18 protein-coding genes are annotated in these 23430 nt (G+C 72.1%); 11 read left to right on the top strand and 7 right to left on the bottom strand.

Translation table 11 applies throughout. From position 1 onward, the window contains the following. Positions 1 to 53: 53 nt before the first annotated feature. The 3 genes from ACFY8U_RS30620 to ACFY8U_RS30610 form a co-directional block, all read right to left on the bottom strand. Complete coding sequence (locus tag ACFY8U_RS30620; RefSeq protein ID WP_389575496.1) at positions 54 to 662, bottom strand: hypothetical protein; 609 nt, start codon at positions 660 to 662, stop codon at positions 54 to 56. Between the two features lie 157 nt (positions 663 to 819). Next, positions 820 to 1644 carry an MOSC domain-containing protein gene (locus ACFY8U_RS30615; RefSeq protein ID WP_389575495.1) on the bottom strand — a complete coding sequence of 275 codons (825 nt, stop codon included), beginning with the start codon at positions 1642 to 1644 and terminating at the stop codon, positions 820 to 822. A 36-nt stretch (positions 1645 to 1680) separates the two neighbouring features. After that, positions 1681 to 2151 (bottom strand): DUF6643 family protein, encoded by a 471-nt coding sequence (locus tag ACFY8U_RS30610; protein ID WP_361598041.1) that lies wholly within the window; start codon positions 2149 to 2151, stop codon positions 1681 to 1683. A 265-nt stretch (positions 2152 to 2416) separates the two neighbouring features. On the opposite strand from ACFY8U_RS30610, the gene ACFY8U_RS30605 reads away from it, so the two are divergent. Continuing rightward, a complete protein-coding gene (locus ACFY8U_RS30605) occupies positions 2417 to 3706 on the top strand; it encodes a TerD family protein (RefSeq protein ID WP_389575712.1) in 1290 nt (429 codons plus the stop codon). Between the two features lie 18 nt (positions 3707 to 3724). Here the strand turns inward: ACFY8U_RS30605 and ACFY8U_RS30600 are convergent, their stop codons facing one another. Next, entirely contained in the window at positions 3725 to 5005 is a 1281-nt protein-coding gene (locus ACFY8U_RS30600; RefSeq protein ID WP_389575494.1) for a glycosyltransferase, read from the bottom strand. Positions 5006 to 5063: 58 nt separating this feature from the next. Here ACFY8U_RS30600 and ACFY8U_RS30595 point away from each other — a divergent pair, with 58 nt between their 5' ends. Both ACFY8U_RS30595 and ACFY8U_RS30590 read left to right on the top strand, forming a co-directional pair. After that, positions 5064 to 5849: a glutamate racemase gene (locus ACFY8U_RS30595; protein ID WP_389575493.1), complete on the top strand. Its 786-nt coding sequence runs from the start codon at positions 5064 to 5066 to the stop codon at positions 5847 to 5849. A gap of 61 nt (positions 5850 to 5910) precedes the next feature. Continuing rightward, positions 5911 to 6495 carry a hypothetical protein gene (locus tag ACFY8U_RS30590; protein ID WP_389575492.1) on the top strand — a complete coding sequence of 195 codons (585 nt, stop codon included), beginning with the start codon at positions 5911 to 5913 and terminating at the stop codon, positions 6493 to 6495. 17 nt (positions 6496 to 6512) lie between these two features. Here ACFY8U_RS30590 and ACFY8U_RS30585 read toward each other — a convergent pair whose 3' ends face one another. Beyond that, positions 6513 to 7580 carry an O-antigen ligase family protein gene (locus ACFY8U_RS30585; RefSeq protein WP_389575491.1) on the bottom strand — a complete coding sequence of 356 codons (1068 nt, stop codon included), beginning with the start codon at positions 7578 to 7580 and terminating at the stop codon, positions 6513 to 6515. Between the two features lie 239 nt (positions 7581 to 7819). On the opposite strand from ACFY8U_RS30585, the gene lnt reads away from it, so the two are divergent. The 4 genes from lnt to ACFY8U_RS30565 all read left to right on the top strand — a co-directional run bounded on the left by lnt (position 7820) and on the right by ACFY8U_RS30565 (position 12851). After that, positions 7820 to 9421 (top strand): apolipoprotein N-acyltransferase, encoded by a 1602-nt coding sequence (lnt, locus tag ACFY8U_RS30580; protein WP_389575490.1) that lies wholly within the window; start codon positions 7820 to 7822, stop codon positions 9419 to 9421. A 79-nt stretch (positions 9422 to 9500) separates the two neighbouring features. Next, entirely contained in the window at positions 9501 to 9983 is a 483-nt protein-coding gene (locus ACFY8U_RS30575) for an NUDIX domain-containing protein (protein ID WP_389575489.1), read from the top strand. Positions 9984 to 10038: 55 nt separating this feature from the next. Then, positions 10039 to 10905 carry a 3-hydroxybutyrate dehydrogenase gene (locus ACFY8U_RS30570; RefSeq protein ID WP_389575488.1) on the top strand — a complete coding sequence of 289 codons (867 nt, stop codon included), beginning with the start codon at positions 10039 to 10041 and terminating at the stop codon, positions 10903 to 10905. Between the two features lie 53 nt (positions 10906 to 10958). Further along, positions 10959 to 12851: a helix-turn-helix domain-containing protein gene (locus tag ACFY8U_RS30565; protein WP_389575487.1), complete on the top strand. Its 1893-nt coding sequence runs from the start codon at positions 10959 to 10961 to the stop codon at positions 12849 to 12851. A gap of 62 nt (positions 12852 to 12913) precedes the next feature. On the opposite strand, the gene ACFY8U_RS30560 is transcribed toward ACFY8U_RS30565, so the two are convergent. Beyond that, a complete protein-coding gene (locus tag ACFY8U_RS30560) occupies positions 12914 to 14284 on the bottom strand; it encodes an MFS transporter (protein WP_389575486.1) in 1371 nt (456 codons plus the stop codon). Positions 14285 to 14525: 241 nt separating this feature from the next. Between ACFY8U_RS30560 and ACFY8U_RS30555 the strand changes: the two genes are divergently transcribed. From ACFY8U_RS30555 to ACFY8U_RS30540, 4 genes are all read left to right on the top strand, one after another. Then, positions 14526 to 15995 (top strand): aldehyde dehydrogenase family protein, encoded by a 1470-nt coding sequence (locus ACFY8U_RS30555; RefSeq protein ID WP_389575485.1) that lies wholly within the window; start codon positions 14526 to 14528, stop codon positions 15993 to 15995. Next, positions 15992 to 17539, top strand: coding sequence for an APC family permease (locus ACFY8U_RS30550; RefSeq protein ID WP_389575484.1), 1548 nt, complete (start codon positions 15992 to 15994; stop codon positions 17537 to 17539). The genes ACFY8U_RS30555 and ACFY8U_RS30550 overlap by 4 nt, the downstream gene beginning before the upstream one ends. A 44-nt stretch (positions 17540 to 17583) precedes the next feature. After that, positions 17584 to 19146, top strand: a complete 1563-nt coding sequence (locus tag ACFY8U_RS30545) for a GMC family oxidoreductase (protein WP_389575483.1) — start codon at positions 17584 to 17586, stop codon at positions 19144 to 19146. Positions 19147 to 19398: 252 nt separating this feature from the next. Then, a complete protein-coding gene (locus ACFY8U_RS30540; protein ID WP_389575482.1) occupies positions 19399 to 21831 on the top strand; it encodes a polysaccharide lyase 8 family protein in 2433 nt (810 codons plus the stop codon). Between the two features lie 41 nt (positions 21832 to 21872). Here ACFY8U_RS30540 and ACFY8U_RS30535 read toward each other — a convergent pair whose 3' ends face one another. After that, positions 21873 to 23372, bottom strand: coding sequence for an HAD-IA family hydrolase (locus ACFY8U_RS30535; RefSeq protein WP_389575481.1), 1500 nt, complete (start codon positions 23370 to 23372; stop codon positions 21873 to 21875). Positions 23373 to 23430: the final 58 nt, after the last annotated feature.

Below are 23430 nucleotides of genomic sequence, written 5' to 3'. Positions count from 1 at the left end.
GCCGCTGATCCGATGCCCCACCGTAGCGCGCGCGGCGCCGCCGGGTTGACGGGTCAGCTGCCCGCGCCCGTACGGCCCCAGTCGGGACCGGCCTTGGCCCATGCGCGGTCGAGACGCTCGTACCGCCGGTGCGTGAGCCGGCGTACGACCAGTCTCCTCGCCGCCTCCACGAAGACCGCGGCCAGGGTCGCCGCGAGCAGCCCCACGATGATCGCGTGGGCGCGTGCGGTCTCCGGCGGCATCGGAGCGGTCGCCGGGCGGCCGTCGCGGTCGGTCCACAGCCGGAAGGTGTCGCCCGGATCGGACAGTTCGCGTCGGGTGGCCACCGTGCCCGTCCGGGACGTGCCGTCCGGGGCGGTCCAGGTCGCCACGACGGCGCGGCGGGCGGGCTGCTCTCCCGCGGACTCGGGGTTCCGCAGGCCCGGGGCCGGGGTGTCGGCGAGCCGGATCACCCGGGCCGTCGTCGCCGCCCGTTGCCGGCTCTGGGCCTGGACCGCGCGCTGGAGGGAGTCGTCGGTCCGCGTGGCGGAGATCCAGCCCGTGGCGGGGACGGCGAGGACGAGGAGCACGACCGCGGCGAGCGCGACCCATGCCTCGACGAGGTCCGTGGTCCGGCGCAGGGGGTTGTGCCGCCAGCGCCAGACTCCGATGGCTGCGCGCACGCCGCACCCCCTTGTCGTTGCCGCTTCTCCCAACGAGTCTGCCCCGGGGGCGGGTTCCCCGCCTGCCGGGACGCGGAAGTGTGACGCGATCGCTCGTGCGTACGTGTCCGTGACGCTGCGTGCGGGGGTGGCGTGGTGGTGGGCTCGACGCGTGCGGTCAGTCGAGGATCTTGACCTCGTCGCCGACGCGGATCGTGCCGGGGTGCTCCGGTACCAGATTCTGGCCGAAGATCAGCTTGCTTCCCTGCCTGCGGTGCTCGGCGAGCGTCCGCAGAGGCTCCTTGCCGCGCTCGCCGGTGAGCTGGTCGGTCGTGGTCACGACGCAGCGGCCGGAGGACTTCGCCGCCCGGAACATGACCTCACCGATGGCGAGCCGGGTCCAGCCGTCCTCGGCCCACGGCGCGGTCCCCTCGATGACCACGTTCGGCCGGAAGCGGTTCATCGGCAGCGGGCCCTCGTCGGCGTGATCCCCCTGGGCGATCAGCGAGTTGAGGGCGTCGAGGGAAGAGGTGGTGGTGGCCAGGAGCGGATAGCCGTCCGCGAAGCTCACCGTCTCGCCGGGCAGGGCGTAGGCCGGATCGACCGGACGCCGGCGCGCCGGGTCGTCCATGTGGACGAGACGGACCTCCGTCTCCAGGAACGCGCTGAACCAGGCGTCGGCCGCCGGTCCGGCCGGGACCGCCTCCACCGGAGTGTCGAAGACGTCCACCCGGATCGTGGCCGACGGCCGTGGCACCTCGATCGCCAGCGCGGGCAGGCCGGGCGCGGACACGCTGATGCCACCGCCGGGCAGTGCCTCGGCCGAGGCCAACGTCATCCGCGTATGGCGGCGTTGGGTCACGACCTTGCCCGACGCGTCGACGACGGTCCAACGGCGGTCACCGGCCAGTCCCCATGGCTCGACCTCCGCCTCGGCGGGCGCGTACCCGCGCAACGCCTTGACCGGGTGGACGTGGACGGAGCGCAGGCGAGGATTCGGCATACCGCCATCCTGCCAGCCGCTCCGCGCACGCGTCTGTCAGTACCCCTGGCCCTGGTAGGGACGGTTGTAGGGATCCTGGTACGGAGCGGGGGCCGGGGCGGGCCGAGCGGCCGCCGGGCGCATCGCCTCGTACCCCGTGGACATCGGCCGCTGCGGCTGCGGCTGCTGCATCCCCGGGTATCCGCGCGGCGCGGCGGGCTGCTGCGGGATGTACGGCGCCGGAGCGTGCTGCAGCGGCACGGGGGCCATCTGCGGCGTCGGCTGCGGGTAGCCGTACGAACCGCCGCCGCCGTAGGAGGGGGCGGGGCTGGGTGCCGCCGGGAGGGCGGGCAGAGCCGCGGGCAACGCCGGCAGGTAGCTGTTGCCGGTGTCGTACGCGGCAGGCACTCGGATCGGGGCGATCTGAGGCGTGCCCCGCTCCGCGACCAGGGAGTCGTAGATCGGGGTGTCGGGGAACGACGGCGCGGTGTAGTAACCGCCTCCGTAGGTGGAGCGGGGGGAGGTCATGGCCATAAGTTAAGCCCACGATGTGCTGGTTGGGGAGCCCGATAAGAGGGTTGTTTGACGGGTTCTGAGTGACTGTCGATCCACAATGCGAGCGAACGTGACAAAAACGGTCGCGCTCAGACGCCTCGATGAGCCGTCGATCTTGAAAAGGCGAGCTGAGGAGGGGGTTACCCACGGGTCGCCCGACGCGCCGCCGTGCCCGGCATTAGCTTGACGTAAAGAAATCTTGATACGCGGAAGCCAGGTTGGGGGGGCGAGCATGTTCATGCTTAAAGGGGCCAATGTTCCGGTGTCGGCGCGCGGTGTGCGCGTGGAATTGGGCTGGCGTTCAGGGAACGGGGTCCCGGACGTAGATGCGTCGGCGCTACTCCTTGTGTCGGGGAAAGTGCGCTCCGACGCCGACTTCGTTTTCTACAACCAGCCGGCGCACGCCTCGGGGGCGGTACGGCACGAGGGCACGGGGGAGGGTTCCGACGGCCTCGTCACGGAGGTGCTCGCCGTCGACCTGGACGGCGTGGAGCCGGAGGTCGAGCGGATCGTCATCGCGGCCTCGGCGGACGGCGGCGACTTCGGACGCGTGCCGGGACTGTTCGTCCGGGTGGTGGACGCGGACGGAGGGACGGAGCTCGCCCGATACGACAGCGCGGACGCCACCGTCGAGACCGCCTTCGTGCTCGGCGACCTCTACCGCCGCGACGGGGGCTGGAAATTCCGGGCGGTGGGGCAGGGCTACGACTCCGGCCTCGCGGGGCTCGCCACGGACTACGGCATATCCGTCGAGGAGCCGGAGGCCGTCGAGCCCGTCGGCGAGTCACCGGCGGCGGTGGTCGCGGCACCGGCCGTCGAGGCGCCCGCCGCCCCCGCACCCGTCGCCGCCGGGCAGCCCGTACGGCTCACCAAGGTCACCCTCACGAAGGAGTCCCCGACGGTCTCCCTCACCAAGGACACCGGCACGACCGGTGGTGTGATGCGGGTGAACCTCAACTGGCAGCTGCGCGCGGAGAAGACGGACGACGCCCCCGCCAGACGCTGGGGCCTCGGCCGCCGCCGGGCGGCGGGGGCGGCACAGGCCGTGGGCGGCCTCGATCTCGACCTGTGCGTCCTCTACGAGTTGGCGGACGGCAGGAAGGGTGTGGTGCAGGCACTCGAGGGCTTCGGCGCGCTGCACGAGCCGCCGTACATCCAGCTCGACGCCGACGACCGCACGGGCGCACGCGCCGAGGGCGAGAACCTCACCGTCAACCTCGACCACAAGGACCAGTTCCGCCGGCTCCTCGTCTTCGTCGTCATCTACCAGGGCGCGAGCGACTTCGCCGGTCTGCACGCGACCGTGACCCTCCAGCCGTCCGACGGCGCCCCCATCGAGTTCTCGCTCGACGAGTGCACCGTCCCCGCGCGGACGTGCGCGCTCGCGCTCATCACCCAGGAGGACGGCGACCTCGTCGTGCGGCGCGAGGCCAGGTTCCTGGTGCACGCGCCCGGAATCTCCATGCAGCAGACGGCCGACGAGGCCTACGGCTGGGGGCTCACCTGGACCCCCGCCGTCAAGGGGTGAGCGGTCGCGTCCGGCGTGTCAGCGGTCGGGCGCGGCCTCGGGACGGGCGTAGGTCCGGCCCTTCCAGGCGGCGCCCCGGCCCCGATAGTGCTGCACCGCCGAATCCACCGTCATGAAGAGGTAGAGCAGGGCGGTGAGGGGGAGGGTGGGCGCGAGCCAGAGGGGCTGCCGGTAGTAGCGGAGCATGGGGAGGTACGTCCCCGCCATCACCGCCCACGCGATCCCTCCCGCCCACCCGGCGACCGCGTCCCCGCCGAACAGGCCGACCGCGAGGGCGGCCGGGGGAGCGAGATAGACGACGGCGAGCCCGGCGACCGTCCCCGCGAGCACGAGGGGGTTGTGCCGGAGCTGGGCGTACGCGCTGCGCGAGATCATCCGCCAGAGGTCGGAGAGGTGCGGATAGGGGCGCACGGAATCCACCCGCTCGGCGAGCCCCAGCCAGATCCGGCCGCCTGCCCGACGTACCGCACGGGCCAGGGACACGTCGTCGATCACGGCCTGCCGGATGGACTCGGGCACCCGCGCCCGCTCGGCCGTCTCGGTGCGCAGGAGCACACAGCCTCCGGCCGCGGCGGTCGCGCGCGGGCGCCGGCGGCGGTTGATCCAGCGGAAGGGATAGAGCTGGGCGAAGAAGTAGACGAAGGCGGGCACGACGAGCCGCTCCCAGCCGCTCGCGACCCGCAGCCTGGCCATCTGGGAGACCAGATCCAGCTCGCACGCGAGCGCCGCCTCCATCAGTCGGCGCAGACTGTCCGGCTCGTGAGCGATGTCCGCATCCGTCAGCAGCAGGAACTCCGGCCGGCAGGGCCCGACGCCACCGGGGGCCGCGCGGAGGCTCTCGGGACGGGCGGACTCGACGCGGAGAGGCTCCGGGCCGCGCGGATCAGGGCCCCGGGTGCGGGCCAGAGTGATGCCGTGGCGCAGGGCCCAGAGCTTGCCCGTCCAGCCCGGCTCGGGTTCCCCCGGGGACGTGACCGTCAGCGGCAGCCCGCCGTACCGCTGGGCCAGCTCCTCGGCCAGCTTCCCGGTGCCGTCCGTACTGCCGTCGTCCACGAGCAGGACCTCCGCCTCGCCCGGATAGTCCTGAGCGAGGAGTGACGGCAGGCTCAGCGGCAGCACCTCCGCCTCGTCCCGCGCCGGTACGACGACGGCGACCCGAGGCCACGCCGCCGGGTCCACGCGCGCGTGGCCGGACGGCGACGGCAGGCGCTGATCGGTACGCCAGAAGAACCCCTGACCCAGCAGCAGCCACCCCCAGGCGGCCAGCGAACCCATGGCGATCCAGGCAATGGCGCTCATTCGCCGCAGTCTGCCCCAGATCGGCGGAGACGCAAGGGTGGTCGGCTAGGGTGATCGGGTGAAGATCGCGCTCATGGACTCCGGAATCGGCCTGCTCCCGGCAGCGGCCGCGGTTCGCCGACTGCGGCCGGACGCGGATCTGGTCCTCTCCAGCGACCCCGACGGCATGCCCTGGGGCCCGCGCACCCCCGAGGACCTCACCGAGCGCGCCCTGGCCGTCGCCCGGGCGGCCGCGGCCCTGGAGCCCGACGCGCTGATCGTCGGCTGCAACACCGCCAGCGTGCATGCCCTCCCCGCGCTGCGAGCCGCGCTGGAACCCCGCATCCCGGTCATCGGCACCGTGCCCGCGATCAAGCCCGCCGCCTCGGGTGGCGGCAAGGTCGCCATCTGGGCAACCCCGGCCACCACCGGAAGCCCGTACCAGCGCGGACTGATCCGCGACTTCGCCGACAGCGCCGAGGTCACCGAGGTGCCCTGCCCCGGGCTCGCCGACGCGGTGGAGCAGGCGGACGCCGACGCCGTGCAGCGGGCCGTGGAGGCCGCCGCGAAGCTCACCCCGCGCGATGTGCGCGCCCTGGTCCTCGGCTGCACCCACTACGAACTCGTCGCCGAACGGATCCGCGCGGCCGTGCAGTCCGCCGACCTGCCGCCGGTGGTTTTCCACGGCTCCGCAGGGGCAGTCGCAGCACAGGCGCTGCGCCGTATCGGTGCCGAGCCGAAGCCCGACGCGACCCCGTCCGGCGGCCTGAGCGTTCTGCTCAGCGGCCGGAACGGGGAACTGACGGCCGCTGCCCTGAAGTACGCCGAAGGGCGTCTTCTCCTGGCCGCGGCCGCCGCCCGCTGACGGCCCCGGGGGCGGTGTCCAAGAGGCGCCGCACGAGCGGATCGTGAGTAGGCTGCGACGTATGAGGGACGAATCCCGGCATCCACGGCATCCCCGACAACCACGGCCTCCGGGCAAGGACGCCCCGGTCCCGAAGGTGTGGACCGGGCGCGCCACCAACCGTATGCAGTGGGTCGCGGCCGTCGCCGGTGCCGCCTGTATGGCCCTGGGCATCACCCTGGCGGTCGACTCGGCATGGACCTCCGGGATCGCCGCACTGCTCATGGCCGTGATCGGCTGCGTGGCGGCGGGCCTGCTCGTGCTCTTCGGCACGCTCGCCTTCGTCCACGTCGAGGTGACCGTGGACGACGAGGCCATGGAGGTCCGCTGCGGCCACATCGGCGTACCGCGCCGTCGCATTCTTCTCTCCCATGTGGTCGGCGCCGACTACATCCCGAGGGTCACCCCCCATGAGTGGGGAGGCTGGGGGTACCGCTGGCGGCCCGAGAAGGGCAAGGCGGTCATCGTCCGCCGGGGCGAGGCCCTGATCCTCCGGATGGACGACGGCCGCACGTTCACCGTCACCGTCGACGACGCCGAGCTTGGTGTACGGGTCATCCGTGACCGGCTCCGTCCGGGGACCCCGACCGAGCCGACGAGCGCCTGAGGCGTACCCGCCGGACGTCAGTCCGCCGAAGCAGCCGGATCCGCCAGATCCGCAAGGCCGGACTGTGCCGGGGCGGCGCGGGCGGTCGCCAGTCCGGCGAGGAGCCCCGCGCCTGCCGTCACCGGGGTGAAGCTCAGCGCGTTGCCGACCGTGGCCAGGGCGGCCAGAGCCGTCAGGCCGGCACCGGCCGTGAGAACGACCGCCGTCGTGCGGGGCGAGGACCACAGGCCCCAGAGCAGCCAGCCGTACGCCGCCCCCAGGAGGACCAACCCCGGCACCCCCTGCTCCGCCGCCTGCTGGAGCACGGCCGAATGCGGCTTGCCGTCGGAGGAGAACGTCTCCCTGGCCGTCGGGCTCAGCGCGCCGAACCGGTCCGGACCCACCCCCAGCACGGGGTCCTCCTTCGCGAGCGCGACCGCGTCCTGCCACAACAGCACCCGGTGCGGGGTCAGCTGGCTCTCCAGCGAGGCCGCGAGCCCGTCGGGCAGCCTCTCCTCCGCCATTGCCCACGAGGCCCCGACGACCAGACCGGTCGCCAGGGCGAGCCCCACGAGTCCGAGGAGCCTGCGCCGCATCCGTACCGCCGCCAGCGAGCAGAGCAGTACGCCGATCGAGGCCACGAAACCGGCCACCGAGCCCAGCACCAGCGCCGACCCCGCCACGGCCAGGGCGAGGGCCCGGAGCGCGAACCGGCCGGAGCCCGACCTCGCCGCCGAGGCCGCACAGCAGGCCGCGCCGGCGGCGAGCACGAGCAGGGCCACGGCCGCTCCCGTATGACCGGGAGGTACGGAGCCGAAGGGCGTGGCGCCCGGGATGCCGGGCCCGGAGGTCAGCGCCAGGCCGAGGGCGGCGAGGGAGGCCACCGCGGCGGCGGAGACCGGAAGCAGCGTGCCGGAGATCCGGCCGCAGGCGTACCCGGCGGTGAGCGCGAAGACGGCGAGGAGCACGCCTTCGGGGCGCGCGTCCCGCCCTGCCGCGCTGACGAGCGACCAGAGCACGCAGGCGCCGAGGACCAGTACCCCAGCCACGTCCGCGGCGCGGCCGCGCTCGCGCACGACGGCCACCTGAGCCGCAGATGCAGCCATCACCGTGGTCCCCCCGCTCGGTCTGGGGCACACGGTAACGGCGGGGCCGGGCTTTGGGGAGCGACATGCGCAGAAACGTTGCGGCATCAGTGAAGAAAGAGTGAGTACCTGCCTGACCCCGTGGCCCCACGCCGGCCTGGCCGGGGCCCTCGGCCGGGACCTCCGGGACCGCACTGCGGGCCGCTCGGGCCTCCGACCGGCATGCTGGGGGCGTGGGTGTGCGCCGTAGACTCCGCAACGTGAGCACCACCATGACGCCCGTCGACGCCTCCGGGCCCGCCGCCACCCCCGAGCCCGGTCCCGCCCGGCTGCGACGCCTGGTGCGGCCCGGCGTGGCCGTGCTGGCCGGGGTCCTGCTCTTTCTGAGCTTCCCGCCCCGCCCGTTGTGGTGGCTCGCCCTGCCGGGATTCGCTCTCCTCGGCTGGGCTCTGCGCGGCCGTCGGGCGCGCGCGGGGTTCGGCCTCGGGTACCTCGCCGGGCTCGGCTTCCTGCTGCCGCTGCTGATCTGGACCGGAGCCGAGGTCGGCAGGTTCCCGTGGATCGCGCTCTCGGCCGTCGAGGCGCTGTTCATCGCCGCCGCCGGACTCGGGATCGCGGCCGTCTCCCGGCTCCCCGGCTGGCCCGTGTTCGCCGCGGCCGTGTGGATCCTCGCCGAGGCGGCACGCGCGCGTGTCCCGTTCGGCGGCTTCCCGTGGGGCAAGATCGCCTTCGGCCAGGCCGACAGCGTCTTCCTGCCCCTCGCGGCGGTCGGTGGCACCCCCGTGCTCGGCTTCGCCGTCGCCCTGTGCGGCTTCGGGCTGTACGAGGTGATCCGCCAGGTCCGCGCCTACCGCGCGACCGGCACCGTCCCCCGCGGCCCGCTCGCCGCAGCGGCCCTCACCGTTTTCGTCCCGGTCACCGGCGCCCTCGCCGCGCTGCCGCTCGTCGACGGCTCCGCCGAGGACGGCACGGCGACCGTCGCCGCAGTCCAGGGAAACGTTCCGCGTCTCGGACTCGACTTCAACGCGCAGCGCAGGGCGGTCCTCGACAACCACGTCGCCCGTACCGAAGAGCTCGCCGCAGCCGTCAAGCAGAAGAAGGAGCCGCAGCCGGACTTCGTCCTGTGGCCGGAGAACTCCTCCGACATCGATCCGTACGCGAATCCCGATGCAGCGGACGCCATCGACCAGGCCGTGAAGAAGATCGGCGTGCCGACCGTGATCGGCGCCGTCGTCGCGCCCCCGACGGGCAAGCTGCGCAACACCCTCATCGAGTGGGACCCGCAGAAGGGCCCCGTCACCACCTACGACAAGCGGCACGTCCAGCCGTTCGGCGAGTACATCCCGATGCGGTCCTTCGTACGGATCTTCAACAGCAACGTGGACCGTGTCAGCCGTGACTTCGGCCCCGGCGACAAGATCGGCGTCTTCGACCTCGCCGGTACGAAGGTCGGACTCGCCACCTGCTACGAGGCGGCCTTCGACTGGGCCGTGCGCGACACCGTCACCCACGGCGCCCAGCTGATCTCCGTCCCGAGCAACAACGCCACCTTCGGCCGCAGCGAGATGACGTACCAGCAGCTCGCGATGTCGCGGGTCCGGGCGGTCGAGCACAGCCGCTCCGTCGTCGTCCCCGTCACCAGCGGGGTCAGCGCGATCATCGCGCCGGACGGCCGGATCGTGGAGCAGACACAGATGTTCACCCCGGACGTCCTGGTCGAGAAGGTGCCGCTGCGCTCCTCCCTGACCCCGGCGACGCGGATGGGCACGCTGCCCGAGGCGCTTCTGGTGGCCGTGGCGGCGGCCGGACTCGGCTGGTCGCTGCTGCGCTCGGTCCGCGCCCGCCGGAACCGCGACGCCTGAGCGGCCGGCCGCTCCGCCGGGAGCCCGGGCCGTCCGGCGGAGCGGGAGTGCTTGATCCACCGGGACATAGGGTCGGCCCATGGGTACTCCTGACTTCATCCGCGAGCTCCGGGCCGGTATCGGCCACCAGCTGCTCTTCCTCCCGGGCGCGAGCGCCATCGTCTTCGACGACCGGGGCCGGGTCCTGCTCGGCAGACGCGCCGACAACGGCCTCTGGTCCGTCATCGGCGGCATCGTCGAACCGGGGGAGCAGCCGGCCGCCTGCGCCGTACGCGAGGTGTACGAGGAGACCGGGGTGCGCTGCGAGGTCGAGCGCGTCGTGATCGTCCAGACCCTGCGCAAGCCCGTCGTCTACCCCAACGGCGACCAGTGCCAGTTCATGGACGTCTCGTTCCGGTGCCGCGCGGTCGGCGGCGAGGCCCGGGTCAACGACGAGGAGTCGACGGACGTCGCCTGGTTCGACGTGGACGACCTGCCGGAGATGAAGCGGTTCTCGCACTTCCGGATCGAACAGGCGCTCGCCGACGAACCCACATGGTTCGACCCCATGCCCAGCAGTTGAAGTGTGGGTTCGGAACACATCGGTTGAGGGTGAGGCGCTTCATAGGGTGCGGAGCATGAGCGCCCCCACCACATCAGGGCCCGTACCGGCACAGGTACCGGCACCACCCGTCCAGGCTCCCGGCCAGGGCCCCGCAGCCGCTCCCACGCCCGGCGCCGTGCTGCTCGACCTCGCCGGCCGCACGGCGCTCGTCACCGGTGCGGCCGGAGGCATCGGCCGGGCCTGCGCGCTCCGGCTCGCCGCGGCGGGGGCCCGGGTGAGAGCCGTCGACCGGGCCGCCGACGGACTGGAGGCGCTCGCGGAGGCGGCGGACGGACTGCCGGGCGCGGTCGAGCCGCAGACCCTGGACCTCACGGACCTCGACGCCGCCGAGCAGGCGGCCGCCGGAACCGACATCCTCGTCAACAACGCCGGAATCCAGCTCGTCCGCCCCATCGAGGAGTTCCCGCCGGACGTCTTCCACACGGTCCTCACCGTGATGCTGGAGGCGCCCTTCCGGCTGATCAGGGGCGCCCTGCCGCACATGTACGCCCAGGGCTGGGGCCGGATCGTCAACCTCTCCTCCGTCCACGGACTGCGCGCCTCCGCCTTCAAGTCGGCCTATGTGGCCGCCAAGCACGGCCTCGAAGGGCTCTCCAAGACCGCCGCCCTCGAAGGCGCCCCGCACGGGGTGACCTCCAACTGCGTCAACCCCGGTTATGTGCGGACGCCTCTGGTCGAGCGGCAGATCACCGACCAGGCCACCGCCCATGGCGTCCCGGCGGAGCGGGTCCTGACCGACATCCTCCTCAAGGACTCGGCGCTGAAGCGGCTGATCGAGCCGGAGGAGGTCGCGGAAGCGGTTCTGTATCTCTGCACGCCGCAGGCGTCCTTCATCACCGGTACCTCCCTGAGCCTCGACGGCGGCTGGACCGCGCACTGACGGTTTTCCACAGGGGTGGTGCTCCCACCCGTTCGGCAGGTATCCCTGTGTCCATGTCCCAAGAACAGGTCTCCTACCTGGAGCTCCTCGCACGAGGCGCCGCGGCGGAGGCGTACGACCGGCCCGTGCTGCTCGCCCGTGCGAGCGGCGCGGGCCCGGAGGCGTTGGCCGACCTGGAGCGGGCCAAGCGGCTCGCCCTGCGCGTCCGTGCCGAGCTCGAGGGGAGGCGGCGCCGCGAGGCGGAGCTTTCCGCGCTCTTCGAGACCGCCCACGACCTCGCGGGACTGCGCGACCTCGACGCGGTGCTCCGCGCCATCGTCCAGCGCGCCCGCTCGCTGCTCGGCACCGAGGTCGCCTACCTCAGCCTCAACGACCCGGGTGCCGGGGACACGTACATGCGCGTCACCGAAGGCTCGGTCTCGGCGCGCTTCCAGCAGGTCCGGCTCGGCATGGGCGAGGGGCTAGGCGGGCTCGTCGCCCAGACCGCCAGGCCGTACGTCACCGAGAACTACTTCGACGACCCCCGCTTCCAGCACACCCCGACCATCGACTCCGCCGTGCGCGACGAGGGCCTCGTCGCCATCCTCGGCGTACCGCTCAGCCTCGGCAGCCAGGTGATCGGCGTGCTGTTCGCGGCGGACCGGCGCGCCCGGGTCTTCGAGCGGGAACAGGTCGCGCTGCTCGGCTCCCTCGCCGCGCACGCCGCCGTCGCCATCGACACCGCCAACCTGCTCGCCGAGACCCGTTCGGCGCTGGCCGAGCTGGAGCGCGCCAACGACATCATCCGGGAGCACAGCGGCGTCATAGAGCGCGCCTCCGACGTCCACGACCGGCTCACCGAACTGGTGCTGCACGGCGGCGGCGTCCACGACGTGGCCGAGGCCGTCTCCGAAGTCCTCGGCGGAAGAGTCGAGTTCACCGACACCGGCCAGGACCCCGCCCAGCACGCGGACGGCCACGCACGGCGCGAGGGCGACCGCTGGGTGGCGGCCGTGTCGGCCGGCGGCGAGTCGTTCGGCGCCCTCGTCCTGCACGGGCAGCCCGACCTCGACCCCGTCGACCAGCGCACCCTGGAGCGTGCCGCCCTGGTGACCTCGCTCCTGCTGCTCGCCCGCCGCTCCGCCGGAGAGGCGGAACAGCGGGTACGGGGCGAACTGCTCGACGACCTCCTCGACGCCCCCGACCGGGACCGCCGTCTGTTGCGCGAGCGCGCCGCGCGGCTCCGTACCGACGTCGACGCGCCCCATGTCGTGCTCGCCGCCCGGATCGACCGGGGCGGGGCCGGGGGAGAGGCGGACCACGCCGGAGTACGGGAGAGCGCGGACCGGCAGCGCCTCTGGTCGGCCGCCTCCCACCTGGCCGCCACCCGTCAGGGCCTGGCCTCCGCACGCGACGGCGGAACGGTCCTGCTGCTGCCGCTGGGCCCCGGCGAGGACGCCGCCGAACTGGCCCGGCAGACCGCCAAGCACCTCGGCGGCGCCGTCCGCGAACCCGTCACCGTGGGCGCCTCCGCCCCCGTCGCCTCCCCGCTCGCCCAGCCCGGCCAGGTCGCCACCGCGTACGAGGAGGCGCGCCGTTGCCTGGACGCCCTGCGCCTGCTGAACCGCTCGGGCGAGGGCGCCGCGGCGGAGGACCTGGGCTTCCTGGGCCTGCTCCTCGCCGACACCCGGGACATCGAGGGCTTCGTGGACCGCACGATCGGCCAGGTCGTCGCGTACGACCGGCGCCGCGGCACGGATCTGGTGCGCACGATGGACGCGTACTTCGCGAGCGGCATGAGCCCGGCGCGTACCAAGGACGACCTCCATGTCCATGTGAACACCGTGGCGCAGCGCATTGAGCGGATCGGCCGCCTCCTCGGACCCGACTGGCAGTCCCCCTCTCGCGCCCTGGAGATCCAACTGGCCCTGCGGCTGCACACGATGGCGGCGGCGGTCGCCCGCTGACCACGTCGAAGGCGCCGGCCCCTTTCGGGGCCGGCGCCTTCGACGTGTGGTGCGGCAGGGGATCAGGCGTCGGCGCGCACGGGGGCCGGGGCCGGGGCGGCGTCCTCGGCGACCTCCGACAGGTCGCGGTTGCGGGTCTCCCGGGCGCAGGCGATCGCGACGACCGTGAGAAGCGCGGCGGCGATCACGTAGAGGGAGATCGGGGTGGAGGAGCCGTAGTCGGAGAGCAGCGCGGTCGCGATCAGCGGTGCGGGGGCACCGGCGGCGACCGAGGAGAACTGCGCGCCGATGGAGGCGCCCGAGTAGCGCATCCTGGTCGCGAACATCTCGGAGAAGAACGCGGCCTGCGGCGCGTACATCGCCCCGTGCAGGATCAAGCCGACGGTGACGGCGAGCAGCAGTGCGCCGAAGGTCCCCGAGTCGATCAGCATGAAGAACGGGAACATCCAGGCACCGACCCCGACGGCACCGATCAGATACACCGGCCGCCGGCCGATCCGGTCCGACAGCGCGCCCCACGCGGGGATGACGGCGAAGTGGACGGCGGAGGCGATGAGGACGGCGTTGAGCGCGGTCTGCTTGGAGAGGCCGACCTGGAGAGTCGCGTAGACGAGGATGAACGCGGTGATCACGTAGTACGAGATGTTCTCGGCCATGCGGGCGCCCATCGCGATCAGCACGTCCCGCCAGTGGTGCTTCAACACGGCGACCAGCGGCATCTTCTCGATCTGAGCGGCCGACGCCTTGCGCTCCTCGGCGGCGACCAGCGCCGCCTTGAAGACCGGCGACTCGTCGACGGAGAGCCGGATCCACAGGCCCACGATCACCAGCACACCGGAGAGCAGGAACGGTATGCGCCAGCCCCAAGCCAGGAACGCGGAGTCCGAGAGCAGCGCGGTCAGCGCGGAGAGCACACCGGTCGCGAGCAACTGACCGGCGGGCGCCCCGGTCTGCGGCCAGGAGGCCCAGAACCCGCGCCGCCGCGCGTCCCCGTGCTCGGAGACGAGCAGCACGGCCCCGCCCCACTCACCGCCGAGCGCGAAGCCCTGCACCAGCCGCAGCGCGGTGAGCAGCAGGGGAGCGGCGGACCCGACGGTCGCGTGCGTCGGCAGCAGACCGATCGCGAAGGTCGCCCCACCCATCAGGAGCAGGCTGAGCACGAGCAGCTTCTTCCGCCCGAGCCGGTCACCGTAGTGCCCGAACACGAGCGCGCCGAGCGGCCGCGCGGCGAACCCGACCGCGTAGGTGAGGAAGGAGAGCAGCGTGCCGACGAGCGGGTCGGAGTCGGGGAAGAAGAGCTTGTTGAAGACCAGCGCGGCGGCGGAGCCGTAGAGGAAGAAGTCGTACCACTCGATGGTGGTGCCGATGAGACTCGCGGCGACGATGCGCTTGAGATTCGACTCGGCCGGTGGAGCCGACGCGGGGGAGGCCATGTGCACCACTTCCAGGGGATGTGCGGGGACGTCTTGGTGTTGCCACACCGTAGAAACATGCAGGTCACCGGCGTATGTGGTGGGACACCATAGTTCTAGCGGCCGGAGTGCGTGCGACCACCATGGGGGGTGGTCGCGTTACCAGCCCGGAGCGTTCCTTCTGCGGGGTCGGCCGAGGCTGCCTAGTGTCATGGGGTGGAGCACACAGACAGTGCCCGGCCCATCGACCCGGAGGTGCGCGATGCCGGAGCTGTTCATCGGAGGCACGTGGGCCGCCGCTGCCGAGGGTCGTACGCGGGAGATCCGCTGCCCGGCGGACGGCACTCTGGTCGCCACCGTGGACGAGGCCGGTCCCCAGGACGCGGCAGCGGCCGTCGCCGCCGCCCGCGAGGCGTTCGACAGCGGGCCGTGGCCCGCCACGCCCGCCGCGGAGCGCGGACGGCTGCTGGTCCGCGTCGCCGATCTGCTGGAACGTGACAAGGCGACCTTCGCCCGGGCCGAGTCCCTGGACACCGGCAAGCGGCTCGTCGAGTCCGAGTACGACATGGACGACATTGCGGCCTGCTTCCGCTACTTCGGCAATCTGACCGCGTCGGGCGGCAGCGACCGGATCATCGCCACCGGCAACCCGGAGGCGGACAGCCGGGTGGTGCACGAACCCGTCGGGGTGTGCGCCCTGATCACCCCATGGAACTATCCGCTGCTGCAGACCGCGTGGAAGGTCGCCCCGGCGCTCGGGGCGGGCAACACGTTCGTGCTGAAGCCGAGCGAGCTGACCCCGCACACCGCGATCCTGCTGATGCGGCTGCTCACCGAGGCGGGGCTGCCGCCGGGGGCCGGAAATCTGATCCTGGGCACGGGCGCCGAGGCCGGCGCGCCGCTCACCGAGGATCCCCGCGTGGATCTGGTGTCGTTCACCGGCGGCCTGGCCACCGGACGCCGGATCATGGCGGCAGCGGCGCCCACGGTGAAGAAGGTCGCCCTGGAGCTCGGCGGCAAGAACCCGAACATCGTCTTCGCCGACGCGGATTTCGAGGCGGCCGTCGACCATGCGCTGATGGCCGTCTTCCTGCACTCAGGACAGGTCTGCTCGGCAGGCGCCCGGCTCCTCGTGGAGGACTCCCTGCACGACGCCTTCGTCGACGAGATCGTGACCCGCGCGCGGGCCATCCCGATGGGCGGTCCGTTCGACGAGAACGCGCGGACCGGGCCGCTGATCTCGGCAGCACACCGCGACAAGGTGGAGGCCTACGTGGCCGCGGGCCTGGCCGAGGGCGCGGTGCTGCGCTGCGGCGGGGCGCGGCCGACGGACCCGGAACTCGCCCAGGGCTACTACTATCCGCCGACCGTGCTGGACGACTGCACGCCCGGGATGTCTGTGGTCCGGGACGAGTCGTTCGGCCCGGTGCTCACGGTCGAGCGGTTCGCCAGCGAGGCCGAGGCCGTCGCACTCGCCAACGACACCATGTACGGCCTCGCGGGTGCGGTCTGGTCGCAGGACACCGGCCGCGCACACCGGGTCGCGTCCCGGCTCCGGGCGGGCACCGTGTGGATCAACGACTTCCACCCCTACGTGCCGCAGGCGGAATGGGGCGGCATGAAGCAATCCGGTTTCGGCCGTGAACTGGGGCCGGCGGGACTCGCCGAATACCAGGAGACCAAGCACATCTGGCGCAATCTCGCCCCCAAGGCGCAAAGGTGGTTCGAGTGACCGCACAGCCGACAGGCCCGGACCGGCCCGGTGCCGGCAACGGCGCCGCGCACGACGACGACTCGGTGACCGAGCTCGGCTACCGGCCCGAACTGAAGCGCACGCTGGGCAACTTCCACACGTTCGCCGCCGGGATCAGCTACATCTCGATCCTGACCGGCACCTTCCAGCTGTTCTACTTCGGAATCGCCTTCGGCGGCCCGGCGTACTGGTGGTCGTGGCCGATGGTGTTCGTGGGCCAGCTGATGGTGGCACTGTGCTTCTGCGAGCTGGCCGCGCGCTACCCGGTCGCGGGCTCGGTCTACAACTGGGCGAAGAAGATGGGCGGCCCGCACGTGGGCTGGCTCGGCGGCTGGATGATGATGACGGCCACCATGGTGACCCTGTCGGCCGTGGCCCTGGCGTACCAGATCACACTGCCGCAGATCGACCCCTGGTTCCAGTTCGTCGGCGACGGCAGCGGCGCGAACGACGCCGCGGCCAACGCGGTCCTGCTGGGCTCGGTGCTGATCCTCTTCTCCACGCTGGTCAACGCCTTCGGCGTACAGCTGATGGCGCGGATCAACTCGGCGGGCGTCTTCATCGAGCTGATCGCCGCCGTGGCTCTGATCATCTTCCTCGCCGCGCACATCACCCGTGGACCCGGCACGGTGCTCACCGACACGTACGGTCTGGGCAGCGGGGATCCGCTCGGCTACTTCGGGGCGTTCCTCACCGCGTCACTCGCCTCGGCGTACGTGATGTACGGCTTCGACACGGCCTCCTCGCTCGGCGAGGAGTCCCACAACCCGAGCCGGAACGCTCCGCGCGCGATTCTGCGGGCGCTCATCGCGTCCTTCGTCCTCGGCGGTCTCATCCTGCTGTTCGCGCTGATGGCGGTGCCGGATCTGCAGGCGAAGGAGCTGAGCACGGGCGGCCTGCAGTACGTGGTGCTGGAGACGCTCGGGGCGACGATCGGTGAGATCTTCCTGTGGTGCGTGGTCGTCGCGATCACCGTGTGCGTGCTGGCCGTCCAGGCGGCGGGCATCCGGCTGATGTTCGCGATGGCACGGGACAACAACCTGCCCGCCGGATCGGTGCTCGCCAAGGTGAGCCCCCGCTTCCGGACCCCGGTGATCCCCGCCGTCGTGATCGGCGTGGTAGGTGTCGTCATCCTGGTCATCAACATCAACCAGCCGCAGATCTTCTCGGTGATCACCAGTATCGCGATCATCATGATCTATGTGGCGTACCTCCTGGTCACCGTTCCCATGCTGATCCAGCGGCTGCGGGGGAACTGGAAGCCCCGCGAGGGAGCCTTCTCGCTCGGCCGCTTCGGACTGCCGATCAACATCCTGGCGGTGCTGTGGGGCGCCGCCATGTCCCTGAACCTGGCCTGGCCCCGAGCCGCGGTCTACAACGCGACCGGGCCCCAGCACTGGTACCTGCGCTGGGGTGCGTTCCTGTTCGTCGGCATCGTGGCGCTCGGCGGCTTCGCCTACTACTGGTTCGTACAGCGGCACCGTACGGGCGTGCTGGCCGAACACCGCGCAGAAGTCCCCTGATCCGCGCTCCCTCCCCCTCGGGGACATCTCGTACTGGAGAGACCATGCCCGCACAGCCCTCCGCGCCCGAGTTCGACTACGTCGTGGTCGGCGGCGGCACCGCCGGGGCCGTCGTCGCGGCCCGCCTGTCGGAGGATCCAGGGGTCACCGTCTGCCTGCTGGAGGCCGGCCCCTCCGACGAGGGCGACGAGAGCATCCTGAGGCTGGACCGGTGGATGGCACTGCTGGAGTCCGGCTACGACTGGGACTATCCGGTGGAGCCACAGGAGAACGGCAACAGCTTCATGCGCCACGCCCGTGCCAAGGTGCTCGGCGGTTGCTCGTCGCACAACTCGTGCATCGCCTTCTGGGCGCCGGCCGAGGACCTCGACGAGTGGGGCACGATGGGGTGCACGGGCTGGAGCGCGGCCGACTGCTTCCCGTTGTACCAGCGGCTGGAGACCAACGACGGCCCCGGCGACCACCATGGCCGCTCCGGTCCGGTGACGATCCGCTCGGTGCCGCCCCGGGACCCGTGCGGCCGGGCGCTGCTGGCGGCCTGTGCCGCGTGCGACATTCCGACGGTGCCGTTCAACTCCGGCCGCACGGTGGTGCGCGGCGCGAACTGGTTCCAGATCAACTGCCGCGAGGACGGGACCCGTTCGTCCGCCTCGGTGTCGTATCTGCATCCCGTGATGGGCAAGCGGCCCCAGCTGGAGGTACGCACCGGGGTGCAGGCGAGGCGGCTGCTCTTCGACGGCGCGCGCTGCTCGGGTGTGGAGTACCTGCTGCCGGACGCCGTGCATGTCGACTCCGTACGGGCGCGGCGCGAGGTGATCGTCTCGTGCGGGGCGATCGACTCGCCCAAGCTGCTGATGCTGTCGGGAATCGGGCCCGCGGCCCATCTGCGCGACAACGGCGTGGACGTGCGGGTGGACTCCCCCGGCGTCGGCTCGCACCTCCAGGACCATCCCGAGGGGGTGATCATGTGGGAAGCGAAGCAGCCCATGGTCACCTCGTCCACGCAGTGGTGGGAGATCGGGATCTTCGCGGACACCGAACCGGGTCTCGACCGGCCGGATCTGATGTTCCACTACGGTTCGGTCCCGTTCGACATGAACACTTACCGCCGCGGCTATCCGACCACCGACAACGCCTTCTGCCTCACGCCGAACGTCACCCGTGCCCGCTCGGAGGGCACGGTCCGGCTGCGGAGCCGTGACTTCCGGGACAAGCCGAAGGTCGACCCGCGCTACTTCACCCATGAGCACGACATCCGGGTGATGATCCACGGTCTGCGGCTGGCGCGGGAGATCGCAGCGCAGGCGCCGCTCGCCGACTGGAAGGGGGCGGAGCTGGCGCCCGGACCGGACGCCACGACCGACGAGGAGCTGTTCTCCTACATCCGCCAGACGCACAACACGGTCTACCACCCGGCGGGCACCGTGCGGATGGGTGCCGCACGTGACGCCGACTCCCCCCTCGACCCGCAGCTGCGGGTCAAGGGCGTGCAGGGGCTCCGGGTGGCGGACGCCTCGGTCATGCCGTTCCTGCCCGCGGTCAATCCGTGCATCACCACGATGATGATCGGCGAGAAGTGCTCGGACATGATCCGGGCCGGACACTGACCGCGACCCGGGTGCACCGTCGGCCCTCCTGGTAGCGCGGTACCGCGCTACCGGCGGAACGATCGAAACGCTCAACTCTGTCATCGGTATGGATCGTTTGAGCGTGCGCGTGTTAGAACCAGCCAGGCATGACTGGTTCCCGCGCTTCCGGAGTGTTCTCCAACCTGGGTCGTGGGGCCGTCGCAGCACGCCACGCGCCACCCCCACCCGGGCACTCGCCCCAGTGTCCGCCTCACCCAGCAGGAGCCCGCAATGACGCGATCCTGGTCCCGCCGCACCTTCCTGCAGACGACCGGCGGTACGGCGCTCGCCGTCGGCATCGTCGGAAGCCCGCTGCTGTCCGGACAGGCCATGGCCGCCGACGAGTTCAGCGCCCTGCGCGCCAAGTGGCGCACCCTGATGCTCGGTGAGGGCTTCAGCCCCACCGCCGAGCCGTTCAGGACCATGCTGACCAAGCTCGGCACCCGCGCCGCCGAGTTCCGGTCGACGATGGCTCCGGCCGGGGGGTCGCTCTGGCCCGACCTGGTGTGGGCCGACCCGGAGCCGGACACCGACCAGGAGTCGTACGGCTACTCGCAACGCATGAACGACAGTTACGGCCGGCTGTCCGTCATGGCCCAGGCCTACTGCCAGCCGGGCACCGGTCTGACCGGGAACGCCTCCCTCGCGGCCGACATCGTCGCCGGCCTCGACCATGTGTACGCCGGGATCTACAACGAGGGCCGGACGCGCTTCGGGAACTTCTACAGCTGGCAGATCGGCGCACCACAGGCCCTCCTCGACACCTGCGTGCTCATGTACGACCAGCTTTCGGCCACGCAGATCGCGAACTACTGCCGTGCCGTCGACCACTTCGTCCCCGATTCGGCCGTCGCCGGCTACACGGGCACCAGCACGGGGGCCAACCGCGTCGACCTCTGCCGGGTGCTGATCCTGCGCGGCATCGTCGGCGGCAGCTCAGCCAAGGTCACCGTCGGCCGGAACGCGCTCTCGCCCGTCTTCCCGTACGTCACCTCCGGCGACGGCCTCTACGCCGACGGGTCCTTCATCCAGCACACCTCCGTCCCCTACGCCGGCACCTACGGCGCGGTCATGCTCGGCGGCCTCGGCATGCTCTTCGCGCTCCTCGCCGGTTCCACCTGGGCGGTCACCGACCCGAACCGGCAGATCGTCTTCGACGCGGTCGAGAACGCCTGGGCCCCGTTCCTCTACAACGGGCTCGTCATGGACAACGTCTCCGGGCGCGGAATGAGCCGCGGCATCTCCCTCAACGACCCCGGCCGGATACAGGCGGACGACCACCTGCGCGGCCACGGCATCCTCTCCGCCATCGTGCTGCTCGGGCAGGGCGCGAGCGCCGCCGAGAACGCGCGCTGGCGGGGCATGGTCAAGGGCTGGATGCAGCGCGACTACTACAGCCCGCCGCTGAGCGACCCCTGGCTCAGCCTCGTGGGTCTGGCGCGGCTGAAGTCCGTCGCGGAGGACACCTCGGTCTCCGCGATCGCCGAGCCCACCGGTCACCGGCTCTTCCCGTCCATGGCGCGGGCCACCCACCGCCGCCCCGGCTGGGCCGCCTCGATCAGCATGGCCGGCAAGCGCATCACGCACTACGAGACCGGCAACGGCGAGAACCTGCGCGGCTGGCACACCGGCTCCGGAATGCTCTACTGGTGGGGCGACACCTACGCCAACGGGCAGTACAGCGACGCCTTCTGGCCCACCGTCGACCCCTACCGGCTGCCCGGCACCACCAATTCCCGCATCCCGCTCGCGGACGCCACCGGCGGCGACTGGGGCGCGCCCAAGCCCGACGTCAACTGGGTGGGCGGCGCCACCGACGGCCACCGGGCCGCCGTCGGCCAGTACCTCAAGGGCCTCCAGAGCACCCTGATGGCGAAGAAGTCCTGGTTCTGCCTGGACGACTCCATCGTCTGTCTGGGCGCGGGCATCAAGAGCACCGACGGCGCCGCGGTCGAGTCCGTCGTCGAGAACCGCAACCTGGGGCCGGGCGGCACCCACGCCCTCACCGTCGACGGCACCGTGAAGCCGGTGGGTCACCCCTGGTCGGAGACGCTGACCGGGGCCACCTGGGCGCACATCGGCGGGATGGGCGGGTACGTCTTCCCCGGCGGCGCGACGGTCAGGGCGCTGCGCGAGGAGCGCACCGGCAGATGGAGCGACATCAACCGGGGCATGGCCACCACCCCGATCACCCGCCGCTACCTGACCCTGTGGGCCGACCACGGCACCAACCCGGCCAACGGCACGTACTCCTACATCCTGATGCCCGGCGCGAGCACCACGCAGACCGCTGCTCGCGCCGCCGACACCGGCTGGGTGCAGATCCTCGCCAACACCGACAACCAGCAGGGCGTGCGCGTGCCCTCACTGGGCTTCACCGGCGTCAACTTCTGGTTCGGCGGCAGCGTCGGGGCGCTCACCGCGAGCGCGCCCTGCTCCGTCATGATCTCCGAGAAGACCGACGGCACCGCGGTGATCTGCGTCAGCGACCCGATGCGCATGCAGACCGCCCTCACCCTCACCTGGAACCGGGCCGTGGCCTCCGTGACCTCCAAGCCCTCCACGGTCGCCTCGGCGACCACCGGCTCCTCGCTGAACCTCACGTTCGGCGACCTCAGCGGCACCATGGGCGCCACCCAGAGGATCACCGTCAGGCTCGGATGACCGGAAGGGACACCCGACCATCCGGCCGGGTGTCCCTCGCCCTACTCCGACCCGCGGGGCGCCCGGCCGGCCTCCAGAAGCTCCACCAGCTCCTGGAGGCCGGTCAGGACCCGCCGGCCGGGCGCCCCCGCGACCGGTACGAGGGAGGGGACGACGGCGAGCCGGCAGCCCGCGGCCTCCGCCGCGGCGATGCCCGCAGGGCTGTCCTCCACCGCCAGACAGCCCGCCGGATCGACGCCCAGCGCGCGGGCCGCGGCCAGATACGGCTCGGGATACGGCTTCGTCCGGTCCGTGTCGTCCGCCGTCACCGTCACCTGGAACGACTCGGCGCCGAGCAGCTTGAGCACCGACTCCACGACGGGCCGGGGCGAGGCGGTGACCAGCGCCGTCGGGATGCCCATGTCCCCCAGCGCGCCGAGGAGTTCCCGGGCGCCCGGGAGCAGGACGGTCTCGCCCTCCACCGCCGCGAGGAAACGGGCGTCCAGCTCGGCGACCAGGGCGTCGAGCGGCCGCTCGGTGCCCGAGACCCGCCACAGATGGACCGCCGTGTCCTCCACGCAGCGCCCCACGACCTCGGAGGTGTCCGCGTCGGTCAGCCCGTGTCCGAGCCCTTCCGCCACCTCCCCCGCGGTCCGCCACCACAGGGCCTCGGTGTCGACGAGCGTGCCGTCCATGTCCAGCAGCACGGCCTGCGGTTCCGCGGCGAACGGGCGCCCGTCCAGGGTCCAGTGCGAGTCCGCGGGGCAGTCCAGCGAAGCGAACACCTGGGCGGCGACGTCCTGGTGACGGAGCCCGCCCACCCGCGCGCCCGCCGGGACGTCCGGTCCCGCGCACGCGATCCAGGCGGTGCGCTCCCGCTCCGAACGGCCGCCGTGACCACCCTCGTCACGGTGGCCGTGATCCGTGACCACGATGAAGGTCCAGGCCTCCTCGGCGTGGGCGGCCCGGTCGCGCACCGCGGCGAGGAGGCGCCCGAGCCGCTCGTCGGCGCGCACCACCGCACGCTCGTACTCCTCGCCGCAGCCCAGGATGTGGGCCGTCTCGTCGACCGCCCCCAGATAGACGAAGGACGCCTCGGGGTCGTCCTCGGCGAGCACCCGCACGGCCTCGGCGGTGATCAGCTCGTCGGCCTCCTCCCAGCCCTCGCAGTCGTCGGACGCCGGGGCGACGAAGCTCACCCGGCCGGGGCCGCGGAACAGGGGGCCGCCGTTCGCCACCGTCATCAGCGGTTCCCAGGCGGCCGCCACATAGGTGCGCCGGCCGGCATCCCGCAGCCGCGTCGTGAAGTCCGGGAAGACGGCGAGGCGGTTGCCGCTGAAGTCGTTGCTCCAGACGGCGTGCTTGTCCACGGTCACCCCGGTCACGATCGTCGCCCAGCACGGCCCCGACATGGTCGGGGTGCCGGGCTCGACCACGAGCGGCGCGAGGAAGCCGGCCGCCGCGAGGGCGTCCAGGTGGGGGGTGTCGAGCCGCCTCAGCGTGTCGAGGCGCACACCGTCGATGCCGACGACGAGGACGCGGCGGCGAGCGGCAACGGGCATGGGTTTCCTCCGGATCGGACGGTGCGGGGCGAGGTGGTCGTGCGGCCCGCACCGACGG

It is taken from the genome of Streptomyces sp. NPDC012508 (assembly GCF_042902595.1).
Classification (GTDB): domain Bacteria; phylum Actinomycetota; class Actinomycetes; order Streptomycetales; family Streptomycetaceae; genus Streptomyces.
Note: the sequence above shows the minus strand (reverse complement) of the source record. Positions and strands in the feature narration are given on the sequence as shown.